At 66.6% G+C, this 25095-nt stretch carries 22 protein-coding genes; 16 read left to right on the top strand and 6 right to left on the bottom strand.

Translation table 11 applies throughout. The features are described from left to right. Window positions 1-46 precede the first annotated feature (46 nt). The 6 genes from ruvA to E5206_RS11730 all read left to right on the top strand — a co-directional run bounded on the left by ruvA (window position 47) and on the right by E5206_RS11730 (window position 7827). On the top strand, window positions 47-691 hold the full coding sequence (gene ruvA / locus E5206_RS11705; protein WP_136322623.1) for a Holliday junction branch migration protein RuvA: 645 nt from the start codon (window positions 47-49) through the stop codon (window positions 689-691). Continuing rightward, window positions 684-1784: a Holliday junction branch migration DNA helicase RuvB gene (gene ruvB, locus E5206_RS11710; RefSeq protein ID WP_136322624.1), complete on the top strand. Its 1101-nt coding sequence runs from the start codon at window positions 684-686 to the stop codon at window positions 1782-1784. The genes ruvA and ruvB overlap by 8 nt, the downstream gene beginning before the upstream one ends. 208 nt (window positions 1785-1992) lie before the next feature. Beyond that, window positions 1993-2400 carry a preprotein translocase subunit YajC gene (yajC, locus tag E5206_RS11715; RefSeq protein WP_205759909.1) on the top strand — a complete coding sequence of 136 codons (408 nt, stop codon included), beginning with the start codon at window positions 1993-1995 and terminating at the stop codon, window positions 2398-2400. A gap of 105 nt (window positions 2401-2505) precedes the next feature. Then, window positions 2506-4266, top strand: a complete 1761-nt coding sequence (secD, locus tag E5206_RS11720) for a protein translocase subunit SecD (protein WP_136322626.1) — start codon at window positions 2506-2508, stop codon at window positions 4264-4266. Further along, window positions 4267-5286, top strand: coding sequence for a protein translocase subunit SecF (gene secF / locus E5206_RS11725; RefSeq protein ID WP_136322627.1), 1020 nt, complete (start codon window positions 4267-4269; stop codon window positions 5284-5286). A gap of 249 nt (window positions 5287-5535) precedes the next feature. Continuing rightward, entirely contained in the window at window positions 5536-7827 is a 2292-nt protein-coding gene (locus E5206_RS11730; protein WP_240689673.1) for a bifunctional (p)ppGpp synthetase/guanosine-3',5'-bis(diphosphate) 3'-pyrophosphohydrolase, read from the top strand. 29 nt (window positions 7828-7856) lie between these two features. On the opposite strand, the gene E5206_RS11735 is transcribed toward E5206_RS11730, so the two are convergent. From E5206_RS11735 to E5206_RS11745, 3 genes are all read right to left on the bottom strand, one after another. Then, window positions 7857-8516, bottom strand: coding sequence for a type IV toxin-antitoxin system AbiEi family antitoxin (locus tag E5206_RS11735; protein WP_136322629.1), 660 nt, complete (start codon window positions 8514-8516; stop codon window positions 7857-7859). A 101-nt stretch (window positions 8517-8617) separates the two neighbouring features. Continuing rightward, window positions 8618-10162, bottom strand: a complete 1545-nt coding sequence (locus E5206_RS11740) for a DUF349 domain-containing protein (protein ID WP_136322630.1) — start codon at window positions 10160-10162, stop codon at window positions 8618-8620. Window positions 10163-10223: 61 nt separating this feature from the next. Beyond that, window positions 10224-11024 carry a peptidylprolyl isomerase gene (locus E5206_RS11745; protein WP_136322631.1) on the bottom strand — a complete coding sequence of 267 codons (801 nt, stop codon included), beginning with the start codon at window positions 11022-11024 and terminating at the stop codon, window positions 10224-10226. A gap of 260 nt (window positions 11025-11284) precedes the next feature. Here E5206_RS11745 and hisS point away from each other — a divergent pair, with 260 nt between their 5' ends. The 3 genes from hisS to aspS all read left to right on the top strand — a co-directional run bounded on the left by hisS (window position 11285) and on the right by aspS (window position 15525). Next, window positions 11285-12628, top strand: coding sequence for a histidine--tRNA ligase (gene hisS, locus E5206_RS11750; protein WP_136322632.1), 1344 nt, complete (start codon window positions 11285-11287; stop codon window positions 12626-12628). 109 nt (window positions 12629-12737) lie between these two features. Beyond that, window positions 12738-13568, top strand: a complete 831-nt coding sequence (locus E5206_RS11755) for a sulfurtransferase (protein WP_136322633.1) — start codon at window positions 12738-12740, stop codon at window positions 13566-13568. A gap of 151 nt (window positions 13569-13719) precedes the next feature. Further along, window positions 13720-15525 (top strand): aspartate--tRNA ligase, encoded by a 1806-nt coding sequence (gene aspS, locus E5206_RS11760; RefSeq protein WP_136322634.1) that lies wholly within the window; start codon window positions 13720-13722, stop codon window positions 15523-15525. Between the two features lie 121 nt (window positions 15526-15646). Here aspS and E5206_RS11765 read toward each other — a convergent pair whose 3' ends face one another. Both E5206_RS11765 and E5206_RS11770 read right to left on the bottom strand, forming a co-directional pair. Further along, the gene (locus tag E5206_RS11765; RefSeq protein ID WP_136322635.1) at window positions 15647-17056 is read right to left on the bottom strand and encodes an MFS transporter; all 1410 of its coding nucleotides are present in this window, start codon (window positions 17054-17056) and stop codon (window positions 15647-15649) included. A 134-nt stretch (window positions 17057-17190) separates the two neighbouring features. Then, complete coding sequence (locus E5206_RS11770; protein WP_136322636.1) at window positions 17191-17976, bottom strand: IclR family transcriptional regulator; 786 nt, start codon at window positions 17974-17976, stop codon at window positions 17191-17193. A 134-nt stretch (window positions 17977-18110) separates the two neighbouring features. Between E5206_RS11770 and E5206_RS11775 the strand changes: the two genes are divergently transcribed. Both E5206_RS11775 and E5206_RS11780 read left to right on the top strand, forming a co-directional pair. Then, window positions 18111-19838: an FAD-dependent oxidoreductase gene (locus E5206_RS11775; RefSeq protein WP_136322637.1), complete on the top strand. Its 1728-nt coding sequence runs from the start codon at window positions 18111-18113 to the stop codon at window positions 19836-19838. Beyond that, window positions 19838-20599, top strand: coding sequence for an SDR family oxidoreductase (locus E5206_RS11780; RefSeq protein ID WP_136322638.1), 762 nt, complete (start codon window positions 19838-19840; stop codon window positions 20597-20599). Before E5206_RS11775 ends, E5206_RS11780 begins: the two co-directional genes overlap by 1 nt. A gap of 34 nt (window positions 20600-20633) precedes the next feature. On the opposite strand, the gene E5206_RS11785 is transcribed toward E5206_RS11780, so the two are convergent. Further along, the gene (locus tag E5206_RS11785) at window positions 20634-21281 is read right to left on the bottom strand and encodes an acVLRF1 family peptidyl-tRNA hydrolase (RefSeq protein WP_136322639.1); all 648 of its coding nucleotides are present in this window, start codon (window positions 21279-21281) and stop codon (window positions 20634-20636) included. A gap of 85 nt (window positions 21282-21366) precedes the next feature. Here E5206_RS11785 and E5206_RS11790 point away from each other — a divergent pair, with 85 nt between their 5' ends. From E5206_RS11790 to E5206_RS11810, 5 genes are all read left to right on the top strand, one after another. After that, window positions 21367-22782 carry a replication-associated recombination protein A gene (locus tag E5206_RS11790; protein WP_136322640.1) on the top strand — a complete coding sequence of 472 codons (1416 nt, stop codon included), beginning with the start codon at window positions 21367-21369 and terminating at the stop codon, window positions 22780-22782. Between the two features lie 252 nt (window positions 22783-23034). After that, entirely contained in the window at window positions 23035-23433 is a 399-nt protein-coding gene (locus E5206_RS11795) for a cupin domain-containing protein (protein ID WP_136322641.1), read from the top strand. Between the two features lie 171 nt (window positions 23434-23604). Continuing rightward, window positions 23605-24231 (top strand): 30S ribosomal protein S4, encoded by a 627-nt coding sequence (rpsD, locus tag E5206_RS11800; protein ID WP_136322642.1) that lies wholly within the window; start codon window positions 23605-23607, stop codon window positions 24229-24231. Window positions 24232-24385: 154 nt separating this feature from the next. Beyond that, on the top strand, window positions 24386-24760 hold the full coding sequence (locus E5206_RS11805) for a DUF948 domain-containing protein (protein ID WP_136324106.1): 375 nt from the start codon (window positions 24386-24388) through the stop codon (window positions 24758-24760). Between the two features lie 20 nt (window positions 24761-24780). After that, a complete protein-coding gene (locus tag E5206_RS11810) occupies window positions 24781-25035 on the top strand; it encodes a DUF6167 family protein (protein ID WP_240689675.1) in 255 nt (84 codons plus the stop codon). The last annotated feature ends 60 nt before the right edge of the window (window positions 25036-25095 follow it).

The following is a 25095-nucleotide window of genomic DNA, read 5'->3' on the forward strand; positions in this document are numbered from 1 at the left end:
GCTGTATTGTCAGCGGTATTTTCGCTGTAGACCCAGGAGCCCGGCCTTGATCAGTTTTCTCCGCGGAACCGTAGCGCACGTCGGCCTGTCCTCGGCAGTGATCGACCTCAACGGCGCCGGCATGAGCGTGAACGCCACGCCGCAGACCCTTAGCAGCCTCCGGGCCGGTGAAGAGGGAAAGCTCTTCACCTCGCTGATCGTGCGCGAGGACTCCCTGACCCTGTTCGGGTTCTCCAGCGACGACGAGCGTGAGGTGTTCGACGTCCTGCTCAGCGTCAGCGGAGTCGGACCGCGCCTGGCGCTGGCCGTGCTGGCCGTCCATGAGCCGGAGGCGATCCGGGTCGCGGCGCACTCCGGCGACGGCAAGGCCTTCACCAAGGTGCCCGGGATCGGGCCCAAGGTGGCAGGCCGGATCGTGCTGGAACTGGCCGGGAAGCTCGTGCCGCATGGCACCGCCACCGGCACCGCTCCGGCAGCAACCGCGGAAGCCGCGTGGAAACCCCAGGTCATCGCCGCCATGACTAGCCTGGGCTGGTCCGAAAAGGACGCGACCGCCAGCATCGACAAGTCCCTGGCCGATTCGCCAGGGCTCGCCGAAAAGGGCAACGTCGCCGAGATCCTCCGGGCCACTCTGCGCTGGCTGGGCCAGGACGGCGCCCGCGCCGGGAACCGGGCAGGCGCCCGTGGCTGAGCCGTCGCTCGTGGCGGGGGGAGATGAGCCGGAGGAGCGGGCCATCGAGGCGGCCCTCCGGCCCAAGAACCTGCATGACTTCGTCGGCCAGCACCGGGTCCGCAAACAGCTGTCCCTCGTCCTGGAAGCCTCGCGGATGCGCGGCCGAAGCGCGGATCACGTGCTGCTCTCCGGCCCCCCGGGCCTGGGTAAAACGACGCTGTCCATGATCATCGCCGCCGAGATGAACGCCCCGCTGCGGATCAGCAGCGGCCCGGCCATCCAGCACGCCGGAGACCTCGCCGCCATCCTGTCTTCGCTCTCGGAGGGCGAAGTCCTCTTCCTTGACGAGATCCACCGGATGTCCCGGCCGGCCGAGGAAATGCTCTACATGGCGATGGAGGACTTCCGCGTCGACATTGTTGTGGGCAAGGGTGCCGGCGCCACCGCCATCCCGCTGGAGCTGCCGCCGTTTACGCTGGTCGGCGCCACCACCCGGGCCGGCCTTCTTCCCGGGCCGCTCCGGGACAGGTTCGGCTTCACCGGCCACCTCGAGTTCTACTCGGTCGAGGAGCTGGAACTCGTGCTCCGGCGCTCCGCGGGACTGCTGGACCTCAAGGTCAATTCCGCGGGCTTCAGCGAGATCGCCGGACGGTCCCGGGGCACACCCCGCATTGCCAACCGGCTGCTGCGGCGGGTCCGCGACTGGGCACTGGTCCACGGCATCGAGCAGATCGATGCCCGCGCCGCCTCGGCGGCCCTGGACATGTATGAGGTCGACAAGCGCGGCCTGGACCGGCTGGACCGCGCCGTCCTCGAGGCACTGATCACCAAGTTCGGCGGCGGGCCGGTGGGCCTTTCCACCCTCGCCATCGCCGTCGGCGAAGAGACGGAAACGGTCGAAACGGTGGCCGAGCCCTATCTGGTCCGCGAAGGCCTGCTGGGCCGGACGCCGCGGGGCCGGATCGCCCTGGCACCGGCGTGGACCCACCTTGGATTCGCAGTCCCCGCCGGCGCCTTCGGGCAGGACCCCCTGGAGCTGTTCCAGGCCTCCGGGCCGGGTGCTGACCTCGATGAAGAATCCGATCCGGAATGGATCCATAACACCCAGTAGCACTCCCGCATGCTCTTTTCCCTTTAGACTGGAATGACGCTCGGTGCGTTCGGGTCTTTGTTTCCGTGGGCGGCTGCTTTTGGCCCCCGGTGGTTGGGCTTGGTTTAGGCCAGGGTCCAGACAGGGCCCGGTCAGCCTGCCCGGAGCGAAGCAGACGTTGCCAATGACCAGCTACGCAAGTACAGAATGGAATTTCCCTGTGGATCCAATGAACATCCTGCTTTTCGTCATGCTCGGACTCTTCGTCTTCATGATGTTCCGCCGCAACAAGAAGACCAAGGAACAGGCCGTCGCGCTCCAGTCGAAGTTCGCACCGGGGGTGGAGGTCATGACGAGCTTTGGCCTGTTCGGCCGGATCGTTGAGATCGACGAGGAAGAGAACAAAGTTGTCCTGGAACTTTCGCCGGGAAACCTTGCCACCGTGCACCGCCAGGCAGTGACCAAGATCGTCGAGCCGGCTGCCGCAGCCGACGCGACCACGGTTGTTCCGGACGATGCTTCTTCGCTGACCCTCGACAAGGCCGACAGCACCGCCGCCGGTACCGATGCCGCGCGCAATGAAACGCCCGACGAAACCCTGCGCCGCCTCAACGATGAAGGCAAGAAAGACAGCTAGTCTGCCTACCCGGGCTATCCCGCGAGAAACTGCCGCGGGCATCCGCCGGTGCGGCACTCATGGCCGGCACCGGCGGACCCTCCGTAATTAATAGAAAGATCGACAATGGCACGAACTGGCCCCAAAAACTCAGCCCGCAGGGTGCTGGTCTGGCTTGGCGTTATCCTCGCCGTCCTGACTGCGGTCCTGGCGGGCGGCACCATGGCCGGCCAGGCGAGCTGGGCTCCCAAGCTCGCCCTGGACCTTGAAGGCGGCACCCAGATGATCCTGGCGCCCAAGGTTGAGGGCGGTTCGAACATCACCGAAGAACAGCTCAACCAGGCCGTGGCAATCATCCGCCAGCGCGTGGACGGCTCGGGCGTCGCGGAGGCTGAAATCAGCACGCAGTCCGGCCGGAATGTTGTCGTGAGCCTTCCGGGCACCCCGTCCAAGGAGACCCGTGCCCTGATCCAGGCCTCCGCGGACATGAACTTCCGGCCGGTCCTCCAGGCCGGCGCCGGCGCGGCGGTCCCGACGGCGTCCCTGACCCCGGACGACAAGCTGCCCCAGCCGACGGCCGCGCCCGCGAACAGCAGCGACGTGAACTGGATCACCGCCGACGTCTACAAGAAGTTCGAGACGCTGGACTGTGACAACCCGTCCCAGGACAAGCAGGAACGGTCCGACCCGGCCAAGCCGCTGGTCACCTGCGAGCCCGCATCCGCCACGTCGCCGGCCATCAAGTACATTCTGGGGCCGGTCGAGGTGAAGGGCTCGAACATCAAGTCCTCCTCGTTCCAGCTGCAGCGCGGTGCCCAGGGCGCCGTCACCAACGAGTGGGCCGTGAATATCCAGTTCGACGAGCAGGGCACCGCCAAGTTCAAGGAAGTCACCGAGCGCCTGTACCAGTTCTATGTGGCCGGCGGCGGCCAGAGCGGCTCCGACCCGAAGGCGCAATTCGCCATCGTGCTCGACGACCAGGTCATTTCCGCGCCGCGTTCCCTCGCCGTCATCACCGACGGACGTCCGCAGATCACCGGCGGGTTCACCGAACAGTCCGCGAAGGCACTCTCGGACCAGCTGCGGTTCGGCGCCCTGCCGATCAGCTTCGAGATCCAGAGCGAACAGCAGATCTCGGCCACCCTCGGCGGGGAACAGCTCCGCATGGGTATGCTGGCGGGCCTGATCGGCCTGCTCCTGGTGGTTGTCTACTCGCTGTTCCAGTACCGGGCGCTCGGCTTCGTCACCATTGCCTCCCTGGTGGTGGCCGGTGCAATTACCTACCTCGCCATAGCGATCCTGGGCTGGACGGAGAACTACCGGCTCTCCCTCGCCGGTGTTGCGGGCCTCATCGTGGCCATCGGCCAGACTGCGGACTCGTTCATCGTCTACTTCGAACGCATCCGTGATGAGCTCCGCGAAGGCCGCGGCCTGGTCTCGGCGGTCCAGAACGGCTGGAAGCGTGCCAAGCGCACCGTCCTCGCGTCCAAGGCCGTCAATCTCCTCGCCGCCCTGGTGCTGTACTTCGTGGCCGTCGGCAACGTCCGAGGCTTCGCATTCACTCTCGGCCTGACCGCCATCGCCGACCTCATCGTCGTCTTCATGTTCACCCACCCGACCCTTCAGGTCCTGTCCAAGACCAGGTTCTTCGGCGAAGGCCACCGGTTCTCCGGCCTTGACCCGAAGCGCCTCGGCGCCGTGCCCCTGTACCGGGGCGCAGGCCGGATCCGCACGCCGGAAGACAAGCCCGCCGTCGCGGTCCGTGCCAAGAACACCGGCGCCGTAGCCGAGGCCGAGCGCCGGATGACCATTGCAGAACGCCGCCTCGCGGAAAAACAGGAGCAGCTCGCCGGTTCCTCCAAGAGCGCAGCCAAGGAGGGCAAGTAAATGGCCAGCTTCGCCACATTCGGTAACGAGCTCTACACGGGCAAGCGCTCGTACGACTTCGTCGCGTCCAAGAAAATCTGGTTCCTGATCGCAGCCGTCGCCGTTGCGCTCTCGATCCTCCTCCCGGTCGCCAAGGGCGGCTTCAACCTCGGGATCGAGTTCCGCGGCGGGTCCGAGTTCACCGTCTCCAACGTCAAGACCACGGATGCGACGCTCGGCGAGAAGGCCGTCCGGGACGTTGTCCCGGGCAGCGTGCCGCGCGTGGCCAACGTCGCCGGCAATACGATGCGCATCCAGACGGACAAGCTTACGGACGATGAAACCCTGCGGATCAAGGACGGCCTGACCACCGCCTACGGCGTCACCGACAACGAGGTGACTTCGACGTTTGTCGGGCCGACCTGGGGCGCCGACGTGACCAAGCAGGCCCTGCTGGGCCTGGTGATCTTTGTCGGGCTGGCCGCGGTCCTGATGGCGCTGTACTTCCGGACCTGGAAGATGTCGCTGTCTGCCCTCGCGGGCATGCTGGTGACCATGTTCATCACCGCCGGCGTCTATTCGCTGAGCGACTTCGAGGTGACGCCGTCGGCCATTATCGGCTTCCTGACCGTGCTCAGCTACTCGCTGTATGACACCGTGGTGGTCTTCGACAAGATCCGCGAAAACACGGCGGACGTGCAGGCTTCCACCCGCAGGACGTTCGGTGAGGAAGTCAACCTGGCCGTGAACCAGACCCTGGTCCGCTCCATCAACACGATGATGGTGGCCATCCTCCCGGTCGGTGCCATCCTCTTCATCGGTGCCGGGCTGCTGGGTGCCGGAACGCTGCGCGACCTGTCCCTTGCCCTGTTCGTGGGCATCCTGATCGGAACGGCAGCCACGATTTTTGTCGCAGCCCCGCTGTACGCCTGGCTGCGCCAGGGCGAACCCGATCTGGTCAAGCAGGCCAAGCGTGTCGAACAGCGCCGTGCCGAGGCTGCCGGCAAGGCCGATGCACAGGCAACTCCCGCGACGGCCTAGACCGCAGCGGCCCCGCATCTCCGGATCCGCCGGGCCGGAGAGTGTCATACCTGACGCTCTCCGGCCCTTCGCCGTATCGTGGCCGGTTATCGAAGTGTCCTGCTGGGAATAGACTGGGATAATTAACGGGTTCTGAGAGGTGCTCCATTGGATGAACGTTCGACGCCGGTGCCGGCGGCACCGGCGGATAAAAGTCACGGCCAGGGTTCGCCGACCGGTGTAGTGGCTTCCGGGCGTCCCGATGTACCCGTGCCGGTCGATAACTCCGGCGCCCGCGCCACATTTCCCGGCCGCCGCGAACGCACCCGGTCCAGGCTTGCCCGGCTGACAGGCCGGGGAGCTCCGGCGTACTCGCCGATCCTGGAGCCCTTGCTGCGCACCGTCCGCGCGAACAACCCCAAAGAGGACTTCGACCTCATCCAGCGGGCCTTTGTCGTGGCGGAGCGCTGCCACCGCGGACAGAAGCGCAAGAGCGGCGACCCGTACATTACGCACCCTGTGGCGGTTGCCACCATCCTCGCCGAATTGGGCCTGAGCGGCACCACGCTGGCGGCGGCCCTCCTGCATGACACCGTGGAGGACACCTCCTACACCCTGGAGGACCTCAAGGCCGAGTTCGGTCCGGAAGTGGCGATGCTGGTCGACGGCGTCACCAAGCTGGACAAGGTCAGCTTCGGCGAGGCGGCGCAGTCTGAAACCGTACGCAAAATGGTCGTGGCGATGGCCAAGGACATCCGTGTGCTGATGATCAAGCTCGCGGACCGGCTGCACAACGCCCGCACCTGGCGCTTCGTCTCCGCCGAGTCCTCGGCAAAAAAAGCCCGGGAGACCCTGGAGATCTTCGCGCCGCTGGCCCACCGGCTCGGCATGAACACCATCAAATGGGAACTTGAAGATCTCTCCTTCGCGGCCTTGTATCCGAAGGTCTACGAGGAAATCGTGCGGATGGTGGGGGACCGGACGCCCGAGCGGGAGAAGAACCTCGCCGTCATCCGCAACCAGATCACGGATGACCTGCGCGCCGCCAGGATCAAGGCCACGATCACCGGCCGGCCGAAGCACTACTACTCGATCTACCAGAAGATGATCGTCCGCGATAAGGACTTCGACGACATCAACGACCTGATGGGCGTTCGGGTGCTGGTCGATTCCGTCCGGGACTGTTACGCGGCCCTCGGTGCCATGCACTCACGGTGGAACCCGCTTCCCGGCCGGTTCAAGGACTACATCGCGATGCCCAAGTTCAACATGTACCAGTCGCTGCACACCACGGTGATCGGTCCGGGCGGCAAGCCGGTGGAAATCCAGATCCGCACCCATGAAATGCACCGGCGGGCCGAATACGGTGTCGCCGCCCACTGGAAGTACAAGGACCAGCCGAACCGCACGGCGGCCGGCCCCGGGAGCCCGCGCGACGGCGATATGGGCTGGCTGCGGTCCCTTGTCGACTGGCAGCAGGAGACCTCCGATCCGGGCGAGTTCCTCGACTCCCTGCGCTTTGAGATCAACGCCCGGGAGGTGTTCGTCTTCACTCCCAAGGGCGAGGTCATGGCGCTCCCGGCCGGTTCGACGCCCGTGGACTTCGCCTACGCCGTCCATACCGAAGTGGGCCACCGGACCATCGGCGCACGGGTCAACGGCAAGCTCGTGCCGCTCAACAGCGAACTGAACCACGGCGACTGGGTGGAGATCTTCACCTCCAAGGCCGAAGGCGCCGGCCCCAGCCAGGACTGGCAACACTTCGTCAAGAGCGCCCGCGCCCGGAACAAGATCAGGCAGTGGTTCAGCAAGGAGCGCCGCGAGGAGTCGATTGACCGCGGCAAGGACCTCCTCACCAAGGCCATGCGCAAGCAGAACCTTCCCCTGCAGCGGCTCATGACCCACGATGCCCTCGCGGCGATCGCGGAGGACTTCAAGTACGTGGACATCTCCGGGCTCTATGCCGGGGTGGGCGACGGTCACACCTCCGCGCAGTCGGTCATGGAACGGCTCGTCGAGAGCCTCCGCGGGCCTGAAACACCTGATGATGAATTCTCCGAGCTCTCCATCCCCAGCCAGGTCAGCAAGGTCCGGTATTCGGATTCGGGTGTAGTGGTCCGTGGGGTTGATGATGTCTGGGTCAAACTGGCCCGGTGCTGCACCCCGGTGCCGCCGGACCCGATCCTCGGCTTCGTTACCCGTGGTTCCGGAGTCTCGGTGCACCGGACGGACTGCACCAATGTTGCGGGCCTGCGGGAGCAGCCGGACCGGATCGTGGAGGTCGACTGGGCGCCCACCCAGTCGAGCGTGTTCCTGGTGGAGATCCAGGTCGAAGCGCTGGACCGCAAGTCCCTGCTGTCCGACGTCACGAGGGTGCTTTCGGAGAACCACGTCAACATCCTGTCCGCCAGCGTGCACACATCCACCGACCGGGTCGCGATCTCCAAGTTCGCCTTCGAGATGGGTGATCCGAAGTACCTGAGTCACGTGCTCAGCGCCGTCCGCCGCATTGACGGGGTCTTCGACGTCTACCGCACCACCGGAAACCGTCGGCGCGGTTAGCTTCGACGCCTTCCGGACCCCGGGAGGAGTCAGCCAGTCTTTGGTGCATCCGGCGGTGCCGGGAGCAGCGCGGCGAGCTTCTCGAGCGCCGCTTTCTTGTGCGGGACCCGCGGAGTGGCTTCCACGGCAAGCCTGAGAAGGCGAAGCCGCACGTCCAGTTCAGGCCTCGCGAGGATGGCCGCAAGGGCCGGCAGGGCATGATCAGCCTCCACGTGCAGGGCAATGTCCACGGCGGTCCTCAGCGGGCTGGACACCATCAGCCCGCCGAGGCTTACGACGTCGAATGGCCCTAGCCGGACTTCATGGAAAGTGCATCCGCGGGTCGATCTCAGGCTCGAAATCCTCCGGTTGGCATCCACCAGCAGCGCCAGCCGGTCCGGTTCCCGGGCGCAGCCGTAGATCCAGGCAGCCGTCATCCGCCCGGCCACCACGCGTTGCCGGATCGCCGGGGGAATCGTGCAGGCCGCCGCCCGGGCCCGGAGCTGCGGCGTGGACCGGGTTCCGGGCGGCAGGTAGCCGCGCTGATACAGCTGCCTGAGCACGCCGTCGGACGCCATGGCCTGCAGCTCCGGCCAGGAAAAGAGCGTCCCGGGGGAGTAGAGCTCGTCCGGGGACGACTCGGGCGGGGAAGGAACCGACGCGAGCGGACGGTGGGAGCGGGGAGCCGGCGTGGCGGACAGGAGGACCATCCAGTCATCGTTCCCGGCTCCCCGGACATAGAACAGGCCCCGTCCCGGCCATGTGGATAACCGAAACGGGGCCTGGGCCAGCTTTCTGGCGTGCCGCCCTCCTAGGCGAGCTCGCTTGCCGACTTTTCCAGCTGCTCAAGCCACGCCTGGCGTGCCTCGAGGGCTTCCTGGGCCGCCTTGATCCTGCGCTGGTCGCCGGCCTTCTCGGCGGTGGCCAGGTCTTCCTTGAGCCCGGCGATGGCCGATTCCAGCTGTGTCAGGGCGCTGTTGGTGCGGGCCTTCGTCTCCGGGTTCGAACGCTTCCAGTTCTCCTCCTCGGCGTGGCGGACGGCGTCCTCGACCTTCCGCAGGCCGGCCTCGATGCGGCCCATGTCGGCGCGGGGAACCTTGCCGGCTTCCTCCCAACGGTCACGGATGGACTGCAGGGCCTTCTTGGTGGCAGCGAGGTCCTTGATCGGCAGCAGTTCGTTCGCTTCCGCGAGGAGCGCCTCCTTGACCGTCAGGTTGGCGCCGTATTCCTGGTCGATCTCGTCGTTGGCTGCCTGGCGGTTGGTGAAGAACACGTCCTGCGCGGCACGGAAACGTGCCCACAGGGCGTCGTCGTCCTTGCGGCTCGCGCGCGGCGAAGCCTTCCAGTCATCCATCAGGCGGCGGTATTCGCCGGCTGCGAAGCCCCAGTCGGTCGAAATGGAGAGGCTTTCCGCCTCGGCGATCAGCTTTTCCTTGGCAGCCTTGGCTGCCGAGTTGTTGCTGTCCAGCTGGGAGAAGTACGCGCGGCGGTGCCGGTCGAAGACCGTGCGGGCGGCGCGGAACCGCTTCCAGAGGGTGTCCTCGTTGCTGCGGCCGAGCCGGACGCCGCTCTTCTGCGCGGTCTTCCAGCTCTCGAACAGTTCGTTCATCCGGGCGCTGGAGGTCTTCCACTGGATCTGGGCCGGATCGTGGCCGGCGATTTCTTCGGCCTCCGCGACGATGGCCTCGCGGGCCGCAAGCTCGGCGGCCCGGACGGCGTCGTGTTCGGCCTTTTCGGCCTTCTCAAGGTCGCGGATCTGGGTGGAAACGGTATCCAGGCGGGCCTCGGCGGTGCGGAGATCGCCCACCATGTTGCGTTCGGCCAGCTGTTCGCGTAGGTGCGTGACAGTCTTCTGCATGTCCGTCGTGGGCGCCTTGGAGCTGATGCGCTGTTCGAGCAGGACGATCTGGGCGAGGACGTCGTCGTACTTGCGGGCGAAGTAGCCCAGGGCCTCGTCGTCGCTGACGCCCGGGTACTGGCCAACGGGGTGTTCCGCGCCGTCGACGGTCAGGAACACCTGGCCGTCGCCTTCCACGCGGCCCCAGCGGGCGGCTTCGGCCAGCGAGGCGGCGGAGGACACGGTTGCCGGTGCGGGGGAGGCCACAGACGGGCCCACCTTCGGACGCGCCGCGAAGGCTGCCGGTGACGGCGCGGGCCGGTTCGCGGGGACGGGTCCCGGTGCGGGAACAGGCACCGCAGCCCCAGCGGGGGCGGGCGTGGAATTGTCTGCGGGCTGATCTGCGGGGTCGGCCGGGATCGTGCCGTCGGCCGTGCCGTCGGCTGCTGCCGCCTCGGCTTCGGTCTCGTTGGCAGCTGCTGCTGACAATGTTTCGTCGGATTTCTGACTGTCTGTCACCGCTAGAAGTCTTTCGCTTGGAGGGAAATACCGGGACCGCGGCCCCCAGGGGCCCGGTCTGTTACTTCAGAGAGAACGAGTCTATCGTGACTGGTTCCGCGGGTGCGCCGTCTGTGGGGCTATCACCGGGCTTATTGCCTGCGGCGGCGATATTCGTGACCACGTCCAGGCCCGACGTCACCTTGCCCACCACGGTGTAGCCGCCGGCGGCGTCCGCCGGAATGACGGTGTCCTTGTACACGATGAAGAACTGGGTGCCGTTGCCGTAGGCGTTTCCGGCCGTCCGTGCGACGGCGATGGTTCCGGCCGGGTAGGTGTTGTTCGGCGGCGTGTTTTCCAGCGGACCCCAGGTGTAGGACGGATCGGTGCTGCCGTCGCCTGCCTTGGAACCGCACTGCAGCACCCCGAAGCTCTCGCCAGTGGTCAGGCGGTGGCAGCGCAGGCCGTTGTAGAAGTTCTGGTCCGCGAGGGATTTGAAGACGGCGGTTGCCTGCGGTGCCTTGGTGCCGTCCAGCTCGACGCCCAGCGTGCCGGTGTTCAGCGTGAGCTCGCCGGTGAAGGTCTTGCCCGCGGCGGTTTCCGGCTTGGGGATGTTCTCACCGTTGGTGGGCGACGGCGTGGCGGACGCCGTGGGCTTGGCCAGGTCCGCCTGGGCGGCCGCGAACTGCTCCTCTGTGGGGTTGGAGGAGAAGACAGTCAGCTGGAGGACGAGGGCGACGGCGACGGCTGCCGCCCCGGCACCGATCGCGAGTACGTTGTCGCGTTTGCGGCGCTTGTCCTGCTCCTTGCGCAGTTCGCGCTTCGCCTCCATCTGCTGGATGCGCCGCTTGGCTTCGCGGGCGCTCCGTGAACTGGCCGCCAAAAGTCCTCCTGGTTGTAGGGCTGAGCCCGTGACGGGCCAGGGGCGCCGTCGCGGGTTCAGCAGCAAAGCTGCCGGCAGCAGCGCAGCGCGCGCCCGCATTGGAGATGCAGGGGCCCGAACGCATAAACTGACTGCCGCACACAGTTTATGCACGACTGGCCGGTCTGCCGCCCCTCTGTTCCCCGTTTCGGACAGAATGCGGCGCACAGCGCCGTCGGGCGTCGATACCGCCGGTTTGTTACCTTAGGAGAAAATCCACCATGGCACGCACAGCCTCCCTGTCCGGATTCCCCGAGTGGCTTCCCGAGGAACGGCTGGTGGAGCTGCATGTGCTGGACACGATCCGGCGGATCTTTGAACTCCACGGCTTCTCCTCGATCGAAACCCGGGCCGTGGAAACGGTGGGACAGCTGCTGCGCAAGGGCGAAATCGACAAAGAGGTCTACGGCCTGAGCCGGCTCCAGGACGACGAGGGAGATGAAGCCAAGGGCAAAAGCGACGCGCACGCCCTGGCCCTGCACTTCGACCTCACCGTGCCGTTCGCCCGCTACGTGGTGGAGAACGCGGGCTACCTCGCCTTCCCGTTCCGCCGCTACCAGATCCAGAAGGTCTGGCGCGGTGAACGTCCGCAGGAAGGCCGGGCGCGTGAATTCACCCAGGCGGACATCGACGTCGTCGGCGACGGCGAACTGCCGTTCCGCTACGACGTCGAAATTGCGCTGGTGATCGCCGAAACCCTGAACGCCCTGCCGATCCCTGACTTCCTGCTCCGGATCAACAACCGCAAGCTCGCCGAGGGCTTCTACACCGGCATCGGACTCACCGACACCGCCGGGGTGCTGCGAAGCATCGACAAGCTCGAGAAGATCGGCCCGGAGAAGGTCGCCGGACTGCTCCGGTCCGAACTCGGCGCCACCGAGGAGCAGGCGCAGGCGGCGCTGAAACTGGCCGGCATCCGCACCGCAGACACCTCCTTCGTGGAACAGGTCCGCGCCCTGGGTGTCACGAACGAACTGCTCGAAGAGGGCCTCAACGAACTGGAGCAGGTCATCGCGGCAGCGGTCCAGCGCGCGCCCGGCAAGGTCGTCGCGGACCTGAGCATCGCCCGCGGCCTGGACTACTACACCGGCACCGTGGTGGAGACCGTCCTGGTGGGCCACGAACAGCTCGGCTCGATCTGCTCCGGCGGACGTTACGACGCGCTGGCCAGCAAGGGCAACCGCAAGTTCCCCGGCGTCGGACTCTCGATCGGCGTGACCCGCCTGGTCACCCGGATCCTCAGCCACGACCTCGCCAAGGCAACACGGTCGGTTCCGACCGCCGTGCTGGTGGCGCTCAACAACGACGACAGCTGGGGCGCCGCGCAGGATGTCGCCACGCAACTGCGCAGCCGGGGCATTGCCACCGAGGTTGCGGCCAAGGCGGAGAAGTTCGGCAAGCAGATCAAGTTCGCGGACCGCCGTGGCATCCCGTTTGTGTGGTTCACGGACGACGACGGCAAACACCAGGTCAAGGACATCCGTTCGGGCGAGCAGACGGACGCCGACCCGGCCAGCTGGACCCCGTCGGAGGAAGACCTGCACGTCCGGGTCCTCAAGGCCTAGGGGCCGGCATCGCGCCGGGGCTTTCCGGTGCGATCCTGTGGGCATCCCACTGGCCGCGGCGTAAAGTTTTCCTTACCGAGGCTTGAAAACCCCTCCAGGAGGTCAGGCGATGCAGGACGGGAAATATGCCAGCGATGAAGTTCTTGTTGGTCCGCAATGGCTGCAAGACCACCTTCACGATCCCACGCTTCGTGTTGTCGAAGTCGATGTGAGCAGCACCGCCTACAACACCGGACATATTGGCGGGGCCGTCCTGTGGAACATCTACGGGGACCTGAAGGATTCGAACTACAGGCTCGTGGACAAGGCAGCCGTGCAGGATCTGGTGCGGACGTCCGGGATTGCGCCCGACTCCACGGTGGTCTTCTACGGCTATGCACCGGCGATGGGGTTCTGGCTGATGAAGCTCTATGGTCATTCCAGGCTCCGGATCCTGGACACCTCGAGGACCTCCTGGGAGCAGGATGGCCGGCCATGGACCGTGCAGGCGCCTGTGCCTGCCGTGACCGACTATCTGTTGCCTGACCAGGACGGGCGAATCCGCGCCGGGCAACAGGCGGTGCAGGACGCGGTCGGGCTGCCGGCGGTGATCCTCATGGATGTCCGGACCGACGCTGAATTCCGGGGCGAGCGGTTCTGGCCATCAGGCCTTGCCGAGCCCGAAGGCCGCGCCGGACACATCCCCTCAGCCATGCACCTTGCGGTCGATGGGCTGCTCACCCCTGACGGGGCTTTCCGGAGCGCCGAGGAAGTGCGTCGGCTGTTCGCCCCGGTTAAGGACTCAGCCGGCGAAGTCATCACCTACTGCACTGTCGGTGCCCGCGCGTGCACGGCCTGGTTCGCGCTCAGCTACCTGATGGGGCGCGGACACGTCCGGGTCTACGACGGCTCCTGGGCCGAATGGGGAAAAATGCCTGCAACGCCTGTGGAGGCCGGCTGAGCGGCCCGGACCAGGCACGGCTGGCCGAAAGGGACTCCGCGCCGGTTGCCGGAACGCTTCCCTCCTTGGCGGCAGGGCAGCCGCCACCGGGTAAACTCGAACGGGATCGTTTCCGTAGCGATCCTTTTGAACGCCACCTGAAAGGAATGCTGTGCTGCGCACACATGACCTCGGATCTCTTCGCTCCGAGCACATTGGACAAACCGTAACCCTCGCCGGCTGGGTCGGCCGGCGTCGTGACCACGGTGGTGTCGCATTCGTTGACCTGCGCGACGCTTCGGGCATCGCCCAGGTCGTCGTCCGTGAAGAAGAAGTCTTCCACGGCCTGCGCAACGAGTACGTGCTGCAGATCGTGGGCACCGTCTCCCGGCGCCCCGAGGGCAATGAGAACCCGGCGCTGGCCACCGGCGAGATCGAGGTCATGGCCGAGAAGGTCACGATCCTCAACACCTCGGACCCGCTGCCGTTCCAGATCGACGAGCACGTTGAGGTCGGCGAGGAAGCCCGCCTCAAGCACCGCTACCTGGACCTGCGCCGCCCCGGCCCGGCCCGCAACCTGCGGCTGCGCTCCGAGGCCAACCGCGTGGCCCGCGAACTGCTGCACGAGGACGGTTTCGTCGAGATCGAAACCCCCACGCTGACTCGTTCGACGCCGGAAGGCGCCCGTGACTTCGTGGTCCCCGCACGCCTCGCGCCGGGCTCGTGGTACGCGCTGCCGCAGTCCCCGCAGCTGTTCAAGCAGCTCCTGCAGGTCGGCGGCTTCGAGAAGTACTACCAGATCGCCCGCTGCTACCGCGACGAGGACTTCCGCGCGGACCGCCAGCCGGAGTTCACCCAGCTCGACATCGAAGCCAGCTTCGTGGAGCAGGACGACATCATCCGCCTCGGCGAAAGCATCGTCAAGGCACTGTGGAAGCTGATCGACGTCGAGATCCCGACGCCGATCCAGCGCATCACGTACCACGACGCGATGGCCCGGTATGGTTCGGACAAGCCGGACCTGCGCTTCGGACTGGAGCTCACCGAACTCACCGAATTCTTCAAGGACACCAACTTCGGTGTCTTCAAGGCGCCCTACGTGGGCGCCGTCGTGATGCCCGGCGGTGCCTCCCAGGCACGCCGCGCCCTCGACGCCTGGCAGGAATGGGCCAAGCAGCGCGGCGCCAAGGGCCTGGCCTACGTCCTGTACAAGGAAGACGGCGAACTGGCCGGACCCGTGGCCAAGAACCTCACCGACACCGAGCGTGCCGGACTGGCTGACGCCGTCGGCGCCAAGCCGGGCGACTGCATCTTCTTCGCTGCCGGCGAGAAGTCCCCGTCGCGGGCCCTGCTGGGTGCCGCCCGGGTCGAGATCGGCCACCGCACCGGCCTCATCAACCCCACCGACTGGGCGTTCGTGTGGGTCGTCGACGCCCCCATGTTCGAACCGGCCGCCGCAGCCGTCGCTTCCGGCGACGTCGCCGTCGGTGCCGGCCAGTGGACCGCCGTGCACCACGCCTTCACCTCGCCCAAGCCCGAATTCCTGGACAGCTTCGACAAGAACCCCGAATCGGCGCTGTCCTACGCCTACGACATCGTCTGCAACGGCAACGAAATCGGCGGCGGCTCCATCCGTATCCACCAGAGTGATGTCCAGGAACGGGTCTTCGAGCTCATGGGCCTGGACAAGGAAGACGCCCAGACCAAGTTCGGCTTCCTCCTCGAGGGCTTCAAGTTCGGTGCGCCTCCGCACGGCGGCATCGCCTTCGGCTGGGACCGTGTGGTCGCCCTGCTGGCCGGTGTTGAGTCCATCCGCGATGTCATCGCCTTCCCGAAGACGGGCAACGGCTATGACCCGCTGACCCAGGCTCCCGCGCCGATCACGGCGCAGCAGCGCAAGGAAGCCGGCGTCGATTTCAAGCCGGAAGCCAAGAAGGCGGAGGCCTCGAAGGCAGAAGACACCAAAAAGGCCGAGTAGCACTCACGGCCGGATGCCAGAGGCCCCCCGGGAAACCGGGGGGCCTCTGGTTTTGGTGAAGGCGCCTGCCGGACCCGGACGGGTCGGGCGGCAAGCGCCGTCAAGCAGTCCGTCCGGGGTGCTACGGGACCTGGGCGGCGAGCTGGTGCGTCTGGTTCAGCTCTTGTTTTTGCTCTTCGAGCAGTTCGCGGCGCCGGGCGTTGCCTGCCAGGTAGGGCGCGCCCAGCTCGTGGATCGGTGTCCTGGCCGTCTCCCGGGAGAAGAACACCGATACTGCTGCGATCAGCATGCAGACCGTTGCGAAGACCGCCACAGGAACCCAGCCGGTGGCACCGGGTGCCAGCAACAGGCCCGCGATCATCGGCGCGAAGCCGGCCAGGACGAGCCCCAGCTGGTTGCCCATGGCCATGCCGGTGTAGCGCACCGGCGCGGCGAACTGCTCGGCGAAGAACGAGGGCCAGATGCCGTTGAAGCCGGAGTACAGCACGGTCATGTTCAGGAACGCCGCGAGGAAGACCAACAGGATGCTGCCCGAGGACAGGGCCAGGAAGTACAGGAAGATCGTGACGGAGCAGCCGATTGCGGCCGTCAGGAGCAGGGGGCGCCTGCCGATCCGGTCCGAAAGCTTCGCGGCCAGCGGCATGGCAAACATGGACAGGCCGATCGCGACCGCGTTGACGGTCAGGATGGAAGCCCGGTCAAAGCCCGCGGTGGAGGTGGCATACGCCAGGCCGAAGACGGTGAAGATGGTCTGCATCACGGACATGATGGACATTCCCACGACCCGCAGCACGTCCGGGGCCTGGAACTTCAGGACCTCTTTGAGCGGCATCCGGCTGACTTCCTGGTGCTCCTGTGCTTCGTCGAAGACCGGTGTTTCGTCCAGGTGCGTCCGGACCCAGTAGGCGATGGCCAGGACCACGATCGAGAGCCAGAACGGGATGCGCCAGCCCCAGCTCATCATGGCCTCCGCGGGAAGCGCCGTGACCGGGATGAAGACCAGCGTGGCCAGGACCATCCCGGAGGCATACCCGGTCATCACGAAGCTCGTGAAGAAACCGCGCTTGCCTTCCGGGGAATGCTCCAGGGTCAGGGTGGACGCCCCGGCCGATTCGGCCCCGGCGGAGAAGCCCTGGGCCAGGCGCCCGGCCACCAGCAGGATCGGTGCCCAGACGCCGACCTGCTCGTAGCCGGGCAGGAAACCGATGCCGAGGGAGGAGAGGCCCATGATGCCCAGCGTGAGCAGCAGGATCTTCTTCCGGCCCAGTTTGTCGCCGAAGTGGCCCATGACCAGTCCGCCGACCGGCCGTGCAACGTAGGCGACGCCAAAGGTCGCAAAGGCACCGATCAGCCCGATGGCAGGATCGGCGGACGGGAAGAACAGGTGCGGGAAAACGAGCGCCGCCGCAGTTCCGTAGATGAAGAAGTCGTAGTACTCCAGGGTGCTGCCCAGGAATGACGCCAGGGCGGCCTTCCCCGGGGTCTTCCGGGCTTCCGGTGCTGCATCGGCCCGGTGGATGGTGTGGCTCATGGTCTGCTCCTCCTGCCGCGTCCTTGCGGCGGGTTGTAGCGAATGCCTGCAGCCTGCTTGCTGCGTCTCCAACCAGAGTGACAGCACGCCTGTGACCCGGGCCACATGATTGCCGATGAACGGAAATCCAGCGTTCAGTGGCTTTGGCGGAGGGCTCCCTTGAGCTCGCCCCGCCAGCCCAGGGTCCGGGAAATGCCGCGCGCGGCGGCCAGGAGGACCGGCACCCGGGCAGGGACGTTCTCCTCGTTCCGGGGCACCACGACGCTGAGCGCTGCGACGACGGTGTTGTCGGGGCCGAAGACGGGGACGGCGATGCCGCTGGATTCCGGCACGATCACCCCCGGCATGACCGCGAAGCCCCGCTGCCGGATCTCGGCCAGGTGGCGGCGCAGCTCGGCGGGGTCTGTCAGGGTGGTCGCCGTGTATTTGGCCAGCGGGCGGGCCAGGAAGGTCTCCTGGTAGGCGGCGGGGGAGTGGGCCAGCAGCAGGAGCCCGGACGACGTCGCGTGCAGGGGCAGCCGGCCGGCGATCTTGGTGATGTCCACGATGCTTGCGTCGGAACCGATGCGTTCGATATACAGGACCTCGTCCGAATCGAGGATGCCCAGGGTGGTGGAATGCTGCACCACCGCCTGGACGTCCTCCATAAACGGCAAGGCAGCCTCCCGCAGGCCCACCATCTTGGAACTGCGGGACACCAGTTCCCACATCCGGGTTCCGATGTGCACATCCCCGCTGGAATCGCGCTCCAGGAGGCGTTCCAGCAACAGGTCACGGACCAGGCGGTAGGTGGTCGTCACGGGGAGGCCGCTGCGGCGGCCCAGCTCGGCGACGCTCATGGAAGGGTGGCGGTCGTCAAAGGCGCTGACGATCTTCACGAACCGACCGATGATCGACTCGCCCGATGCCGAGTTAGCCATTGAACCTCCTCAGGATTCCCGCTCAATGGTAATCCTCCTCGCGGCCGGGTCCGGCACCGGGTCTACTGGGGGTTTAGTATTCCACCACGGCGGCCGCAAGGATGCGGACTGTCGACTGAACGGAGCAGGAAACCATGAGTGAGACCACGAGCGGGACTGTCTGTGATGTCCTTGTCATCGGCTCCGGTGTGGCCGGGATGGCTGCAGCGTTGAAGGCCGCTTCGCAGGGATTCAGTGTGATCGTTGCCGAGAAGGACCGGTACTTCGGCGGCACGACTGCGATTTCCGCAGGCTGGGCCTGGCTTCCGGGCAACAGGCAAGGCGTGGAGCAGGGCGATACCCGCGAGGACGCGGAAACGTACCTGAAAAACCTCGCGCCGGAGACGTTCAATGCGGCCGGGGTCCGGGACTTCCTGGACACGGTGCCCGAAGCCATCGCCTTCTTCGAGAACGAGACCGAGGTGAAGTTCACCTACCCGGAGAAGTCCCCGGATTACCAGATGGACCTGCCCGGGGCGAAGCTCTCCGGACGGGCCATCCTGCCGCAGGACGTTGACGCCCGAGTGCTCGGGGACAAGCGCCTCCTGATGCAGCCCTACATGAGTTCCTACACGGTGTTCGGCTACATGCCGCAGGTCGGCCCCGACATCAACGAGTTCTTCCACGTGAACCAGTCGGTCAAGTCGTTCGCCTACGTTGCCAGGAAACTGCTGCGCACCTGGTTCGATGCGGCCCGATACCGGCGCCCGGTCCTTCGCTCCAACGGCAACGCCCTGATGACCCTGATGGTCAAGAGCGCCGACGACCTGGGCATCAGGCTGTGGAATTCCTCCCCGGCGCTCTCACTGACCCGCGACGACGCCGGGACCATCACCGGTGCGGTGATGGGCGGAGACCATGCGGGCACCGTGACCGCACGCCTGGGCGTCATCCTCGCCGCCGGCGGCTTCTCCGGCAACAAAGAACTGCGGAAGCAGTACTTCCCGCACGACGCGAACGGCGATGACCACTTCACGCCGACCCTGGGCCACGACGGCGACGCGGCCACCCTGGCGATCAGCGCCGGCGGCCACATCGATGACTCGGTGTCCAGCGTCGGTTCCTGGGCGCCGGTGACAGTCTTCAAGTACCTCAACGGCAAACAGCGGCTCTTCCCGCACCTGCGGGCCATCGGCCTGCCCGGCCTGATCGCCGTCGACCGCCACGGCAAGCGCTTCGGCAACGAAGCCCTGAGCTACCACGACTTTGGCGGTGCGATGATCGAACACAACAAGGACGAGGACAAGACGTTCGGCTACGTGATCGGCGACGCGAAGACGATGCACAAGTACGGCATCGGCTACGCCAAGCCCTGGCCGATGCCGCGCGGCTACTTCTACAAGACCGGCTACCTGGTCAAGGGTGACACGCTCGAGGAACTCGCCGGCAAGCTCGGCATCGACGCCGCAGGTCTCAAGGCCACCGTCGCCGAATTCAACCCCGCTGCCGGGCGTGGAGAGGACCCGAAGTTCGGCCGCGGCTCCACCCTGTACAACCACTTCCGCGGCGACATGGAGCACAAGCCGAACCCCAACCTTGCCCCGGTCGGCAAGGGGCCCTATTACGCGGCCAGGATCCAGATGGGCGACCTGGGCACGTTCGCCGGCATCGGCGTCAACGAGCGCTCCGAGGTCGTCACGGGCGAGGGAACCGCGATCCCCGGACTGGTAGCCGTCGGCGCCGCGGCGGTCAGCGTCTTCGGCGGCGGTTACCCCGGCTACGGCTCGCACATCGGCCCGGCCCTCGTGTTCGGCTACCGCGCAGGCCGCGACATCGCCAAACTCGCGGCCGACCGCGGCGTGACGCGCGTGGCCGGCGTCTGATGCTGAAGGGAAAATCCGCTGTCGTGACGGGTGGGGCTTCGGGAATCGGGGAAGCCATATCCCGCAAACTTGCGGAAGCAGGCTCTGCGGTCACCATCGGCGATATTGGGAGCAGCGTCCCCCGGGTTGTCGATGACATAACAGCCCGTGGGGGCAGGGCCCAATTCATTCGCACGGACGTGACCGATGAATCTTCGGTGCGCGGTCTGATGGAAGGGGCAGCGCGCGCATTTGGAGGCCTGGACATCCTGGTAGCCAACGCCGGCATTCCCGAGGTGAAAACACCGCTACACGAACTCGACATGTCCAATTGGCAACGTGTCATCGACGTCGACCTCACGGGTGTTGCCATCTGCAACAAATGGGCCGTTGCAACGATCCTGGGGCTCCGCAGGGAGGCCGCAGAACCTCGGACCGCTTCGGTGATCAACATGGCCTCGATTCTGGCCCACGTGGGCCAGGCGAACAGCAATGCCTACTCTGCAGCGAAAGCCGCCGTAGCCAACTTCACCCGTTCTGCTGCGCTTAGCTATGCCCGGGAGGGGATCCGCTTCAACGCTGTGTCACCAGGCTACGTGGACACGCCGCTGCTGGCTCAACTCCCGGAAGAGACCCGCTCCGAGATGCTTTCCAGACAACCCATCGGACGGCTGCTTCGACGGGAGGAGATCGCGAACGTTGTTCTGTTCCTGGCCAGCGATGCCTCCACCGCACTGACGGGATCCATTATCAACGCCGACGGCGGATACACCGCCATCTAGTGTCCGCCCGGGCCCACGGGACGGCCGCGGGTTGTTACGCCGGCGGATCGGTCACCAGGATCCGCACGGAACACAGGTCCGCGGCGGCCTTCTTCAGGACGGCGGCGCGCGGATCGGGCACATCGAGGAAGGGCAGCCGCTCCAGCGCCGCGTACCGCTTCAGCACCGGCTCCGCGAGCACAAGTTCGGAGAGGGTCCTGTCACCGCCCGGAGCAACATACTCGATCCGGTGCTCCGCGAAAATCCGGCCGGCATGCTCGGCGACGGCCTCCACGAGGGCATCGGCCTGGTTGGCGCGACGGCGGGCGAAGCGCTGCTGGGACCAGCCGCCGGCAGCCGTCCGTGACTGGACGTGGCGCGTCCCGGTCTTGGACGCGAGCACGGCACCCCCGTTGACCACGGCCACGGAATAGCCGCCGCGGCGGATGAGCACGGCTCCCAGGCAGCGCGGCTGCGAAGCGAGGGAGGCGAGCCGGGCGACGGCGTCGCCGCCACGGCCCGGCCGGCCGTCCACCTTCCACGGCGGCTGGAGCAGCGCGACGGCGCCGTCCGCGGCGCGCAGCTGCAGTCCGGCGTCGAGCTCCTCCTGCGCCACCGCGCCATGGCTGGCGGCGAACCGTTCCACCCAGCCCAAAAGCCGTGGACCGGGGACGAAGGCCAGACGGGAGTCAGTGCTTGCCATCGTGTGTGTCTCCAAAGCTGGGTTTGCCGGATGTTGGGGCGGGCGCCGGTGATCCGTACCGGACATCTGGAAGTAGCCTATCTAGGTGGATGATTTATTTGGCCCGGGGACTGACACCGACGACACAGACACAGACGACGACGGCGACGGCACCGCGGGCTCCGCCGGGCGCCCCGCCTCGCCGCGCAGCCCGCTGGCGGTCCGGATGCGGCCACGGACGCTCGACGACGTGGTCGGGCAGCAGCATCTGCTCGGAGCGGGCTCACCGCTGCGGCAACTGGCCGCTGGCACGGACGCGACCGGCCCGGCGGGACCGAGCTCGCTGATCCTCTGGGGACCTCCCGGAACCGGTAAGACCACGCTGGCGCACGTGATCGCCAAGGGGCCCGGCCGGAAGTTCGTCGAGCTCTCCGCCATCACCGCCGGCGTCAAGGATGTCCGGCGCGTCATGGAGGAGGCCCTGACTGCCCGGGACCTGTTCAAGACCACCACGGTGCTCTTCCTGGACGAAATCCACCGCTTCAACAAGGCCCAGCAGGACGCGCTGCTCCCCGGCGTCGAGAACCGCTGGGTGGTGCTCATCGCGGCGACCACCGAGAACCCTTCTTTCTCCGTCGTCGCCCCGCTGCTCTCCCGCTCCCTGCTGCTGACGCTCAAGCCGCTCACCGACGCGGACATCGAGTCACTGCTGCTGCGGGCCGTCACGGACGTCCGGGGCCTGAACGGCAAGGTCGACCTCAGCGCCGAGGCCATGGCCCACCTCGTCCGGCTCTCCGGCGGGGACGCCCGCCGGGCGCTGACCGCGCTGGAGGCCGCCGCCGGGGTGGCGTTCGGGGATGCGGACGACGCCGACGCTGCCAATGCCGTGACCGTCGGACTGCGGCACACCGAACGCGCGCTCGACGTCGCCGCCGTCCGCTACGACCGTGCGGGAGACCAGCACTACGACGTCGCCAGCGCCTTCATCAAGTCCATCCGCGGCTCCGACGTCGACGCCGCCCTGCACTACCTCGCCCGGATGCTCGAGGCAGGGGAGGATCCGCGGTTCGTGGCCCGGCGCATTGTCATCTCGGCTGCCGAGGACATCGGCATGGCCGATCCGACGGCGCTGCAGACCGCTGTTGCCGCGGCGCAGGCCGTGCAGCTGATCGGCATGCCGGAAGGCCGGATCGTGCTGGCCGAGGCCGTGGTGCACCTCGCCACCGCGCCCAAATCCAATGCGGCGTACCTGGGGATCAACAAGGCGGTCGCCGATGTCCGGGCCGGACTCGGAAACGGCATCCCCGCCCACCTGCGGGACGCCCACTACCCAGGCTCCAAGCAGCTGGGCCACGGCCAGGGCTACAAATACGCCCACGACGCGCCGCACTCGGTGGCCGCCCAACAGTATCCGCCGGATGACCTGGTGGGCCGCGACTACTACGAACCCACCGCGAACGGTGCGGAGCGGGACATCGCCACCCGGCTGGAACGCCTGCGGAAGATCATCCGGGGCAAGTGACGGGCCGCCGTGTCATCCGGCCGGTGACGGCGCCGGTGACAAGCTGCCGTTGACAGTGCGCCGTTGACAACTGCTCAGGGTGGTCTAACGTGGAAATATCTCAGCATTGACCTGCTGAACCTGCGTGCGCTGCTGGGGAGAACGGCGCACTTTACCGGTTGTTGGTAACCCCAGGCCTCAACTCGGCGGCCGGCACCCCATGAGCCTGGATCCACGCCAAGCGCCCTCGTCTCAGTTCCCAGGTGGTCTCCGATGTCTGTAAATTACGTCACAGCTTTGGCTGTTAAGTCCTTCGATGCCCCGGACCGGAAACGGTGCCCGGACAAGGCCGAATTCGATCTTGTCACCGTGAACGACTACTCTGTGGCACGGCTGATTCTTGGCCCGGGCTGGCGGTGGTCCGAGTGCATCCAGGCCTTTGAGTCGACCGAGCTGTGCCAGCACCACCATCTCGGATTCTGCGTCTCCGGCTCGATGGAAGTTGAATCCTCGGGCGGGCTGCGGTCCACGATCCACGCCAATGACACCTACGCGATTCCTCCCGGCCATGATGAATGGGTGGTGGGGCCGGAACCGTTTGTGGCCGTTGAATTCCTGGGCGCGGCATCGTTCGGCCGGCGAAGCAGCCGCGGAGTGCACGCCAAAATCTGATAGGCTTGTCCGTTGTCTGGCAAGGCGCGGACGCACACTCCACCAAATTCCTGGTTTGACCGGGTTTGTTTGGGTTGCCCCGCGCCCAGTAGCAAAAGGCAGCGGTTGGCCGATGCTCTCCATCGTGGAGGCCAGTAACACTGACACACCGCAGATATTGGAAGGACACAAGTGGCTAACAACACTCGTGCTCGCCGTACAGCACGCCTCTCGCGTGCACTCGGCATCGCTCTGACCCCCAAGGCCGCCAAGTACATGGAGCGCCGCCCGTACGGCCCCGGTGAGCATGGCCGTGCCCGCAAGAAGCAGGACTCCGACTACGCCGTACGTCTGCGCGAAAAGCAGCGTCTGCGCGCCCAGTACGGCATCCGCGAAGCCCAGATGACCCGCGCCTTCGAAGAAGCGCGCCGCACCAAGGGCCTGACCGGTGAAAACCTGATCGAACTGCTCGAAATGCGTCTTGACGCCCTCGTGCTGCGTGCCGGCTTCGCCCGCACCATCGCCCAGGCCCGCCAGCTGGTTGTGCACCGCCACATCCTGGTTGACGGCATCCGCGTTGACCGCCCGTCCTTCCGCGTCGGTGAGGGCCAGCTGGTCCACGTCCACAGCCGCAGCGAAGTCATGCCCCCGTTCCAGGTTGCAGCAGCCGGCGCGCACCGCGACGTCCTGCCGATGGTTCCGGCGTACCTGGACGTCAAGCTTGACGCTCTGCAGGCTCGCCTGGTCCGCCGCCCGAAGCGCTCCGAGGTCCCCGTGACCTGCGAAGAGCAGCTCGTCGTGGAATTCTACGCACGCTAGATCCTCCCGGATCGAACGCAGTACCTCCAAAGAAGCCCGTGGCAAGCGCCGCGGGCTTCTTTGTATGTAAGGTACTGGGGGGAGTTCTCCGGCTGCGGAACGTGCCGGCCGGAGGAACGCGCAGGAATTTGACGCAACAAGGAGATGAATGTCTATGTCTGGTGGCGATATTGCCGGCCTGATCGCGGCCGGAGTGTTTGCACTGCTGGTCCTGTTGCTCGCCGTGCCGATCCTCAAGCTCGGGGGAGTCTTTGACGAAGTGCGGACCTCCATCCGCTCGATCAGCGACGGCGCCACTCCGCTCATGGACGAAGTCACCGCGACCGTCTCCACCACCAACCAGCAGCTGAAGAAGGTCGACGGGATCACCTCCAACGTCTCGGACGCCTCCGCCAACATCTCGGCGCTGTCCTCGCTCGTGGCCGCCACCGTAGGGTCCCCGCTGATCAAGGTGGCCGCCTTCAGCTATGGCGTGCGTTCTGCCTTCACCGCCCGCAAGAAGCCCGCCACCGGCCGCCGCAGCCGCTAGTCCCTGCTGGAGAACCTGACATGAACAGAATCATCTGGATGGGAATCGGCGTCGCCATCGGCGTCATCGCCTTCCGCAAGATCACCCAGGCACAGTCGAACCTGGGCCCCGAAGGCCTGAACCGGGCCGTCGGACGGCTGGCCGACGGCCTGTATGACTTCGCGGACGCGGTCCGGGAGGGCATGCACGAGCGGGAGACCGAGCTCCGCTCCGCCCTCGGCATCGACGGTGCCGCGGACGGGGCCATCGGCGGCCAGGATGCAGTCCGGCGCTAGCCGGGGGAGAATTAGAAAGCGCGGTCCCCGGAAGGGGCCGCCGGCACGGCCGCCAGACCG

Origin of the sequence: Arthrobacter sp. PAMC25564, from assembly GCF_004798705.1 — a bacterium.
In the GTDB taxonomy this organism is placed as follows: domain Bacteria; phylum Actinomycetota; class Actinomycetes; order Actinomycetales; family Micrococcaceae; genus Arthrobacter.

Excerpts from the sequence above, each read along its gene's own strand:
- E5206_RS11765 (WP_136322635.1), bottom strand. The coding sequence starts at position 17,056 with ATGAGCCACACCATCCACCGGGCCGATGCAGCACCGGAAGCCCGGAAG.
- E5206_RS11780 (WP_136322638.1), top strand. The coding sequence starts at position 19,838 with ATGCTGAAGGGAAAATCCGCTGTCGTGACGGGTGGGGCTTCGGGAATC.
- hisS (WP_136322632.1), top strand. The coding sequence starts at position 11,285 with ATGGCACGCACAGCCTCCCTGTCCGGATTCCCCGAGTGGCTTCCCGAG.
- secD (WP_136322626.1), top strand. The coding sequence starts at position 2,506 with ATGGCACGAACTGGCCCCAAAAACTCAGCCCGCAGGGTGCTGGTCTGG.
- E5206_RS11770 (WP_136322636.1), bottom strand. The coding sequence starts at position 17,976 with ATGGCTAACTCGGCATCGGGCGAGTCGATCATCGGTCGGTTCGTGAAG.
- E5206_RS11735 (WP_136322629.1), bottom strand. The coding sequence starts at position 8,516 with ATGGTCCTCCTGTCCGCCACGCCGGCTCCCCGCTCCCACCGTCCGCTC.
- secF (WP_136322627.1), top strand. The coding sequence starts at position 4,267 with ATGGCCAGCTTCGCCACATTCGGTAACGAGCTCTACACGGGCAAGCGC.
- E5206_RS11810 (WP_240689675.1), top strand. The coding sequence starts at position 24,781 with ATGAACAGAATCATCTGGATGGGAATCGGCGTCGCCATCGGCGTCATC.
- E5206_RS11795 (WP_136322641.1), top strand. The coding sequence starts at position 23,035 with ATGTCTGTAAATTACGTCACAGCTTTGGCTGTTAAGTCCTTCGATGCC.
- E5206_RS11805 (WP_136324106.1), top strand. The coding sequence starts at position 24,386 with ATGTCTGGTGGCGATATTGCCGGCCTGATCGCGGCCGGAGTGTTTGCA.
- E5206_RS11785 (WP_136322639.1), bottom strand. The coding sequence starts at position 21,281 with ATGGCAAGCACTGACTCCCGTCTGGCCTTCGTCCCCGGTCCACGGCTT.
- E5206_RS11775 (WP_136322637.1), top strand. The coding sequence starts at position 18,111 with ATGAGTGAGACCACGAGCGGGACTGTCTGTGATGTCCTTGTCATCGGC.
- E5206_RS11755 (WP_136322633.1), top strand. The coding sequence starts at position 12,738 with ATGCAGGACGGGAAATATGCCAGCGATGAAGTTCTTGTTGGTCCGCAA.
- yajC (WP_205759909.1), top strand. The coding sequence starts at position 1,993 with ATGAACATCCTGCTTTTCGTCATGCTCGGACTCTTCGTCTTCATGATG.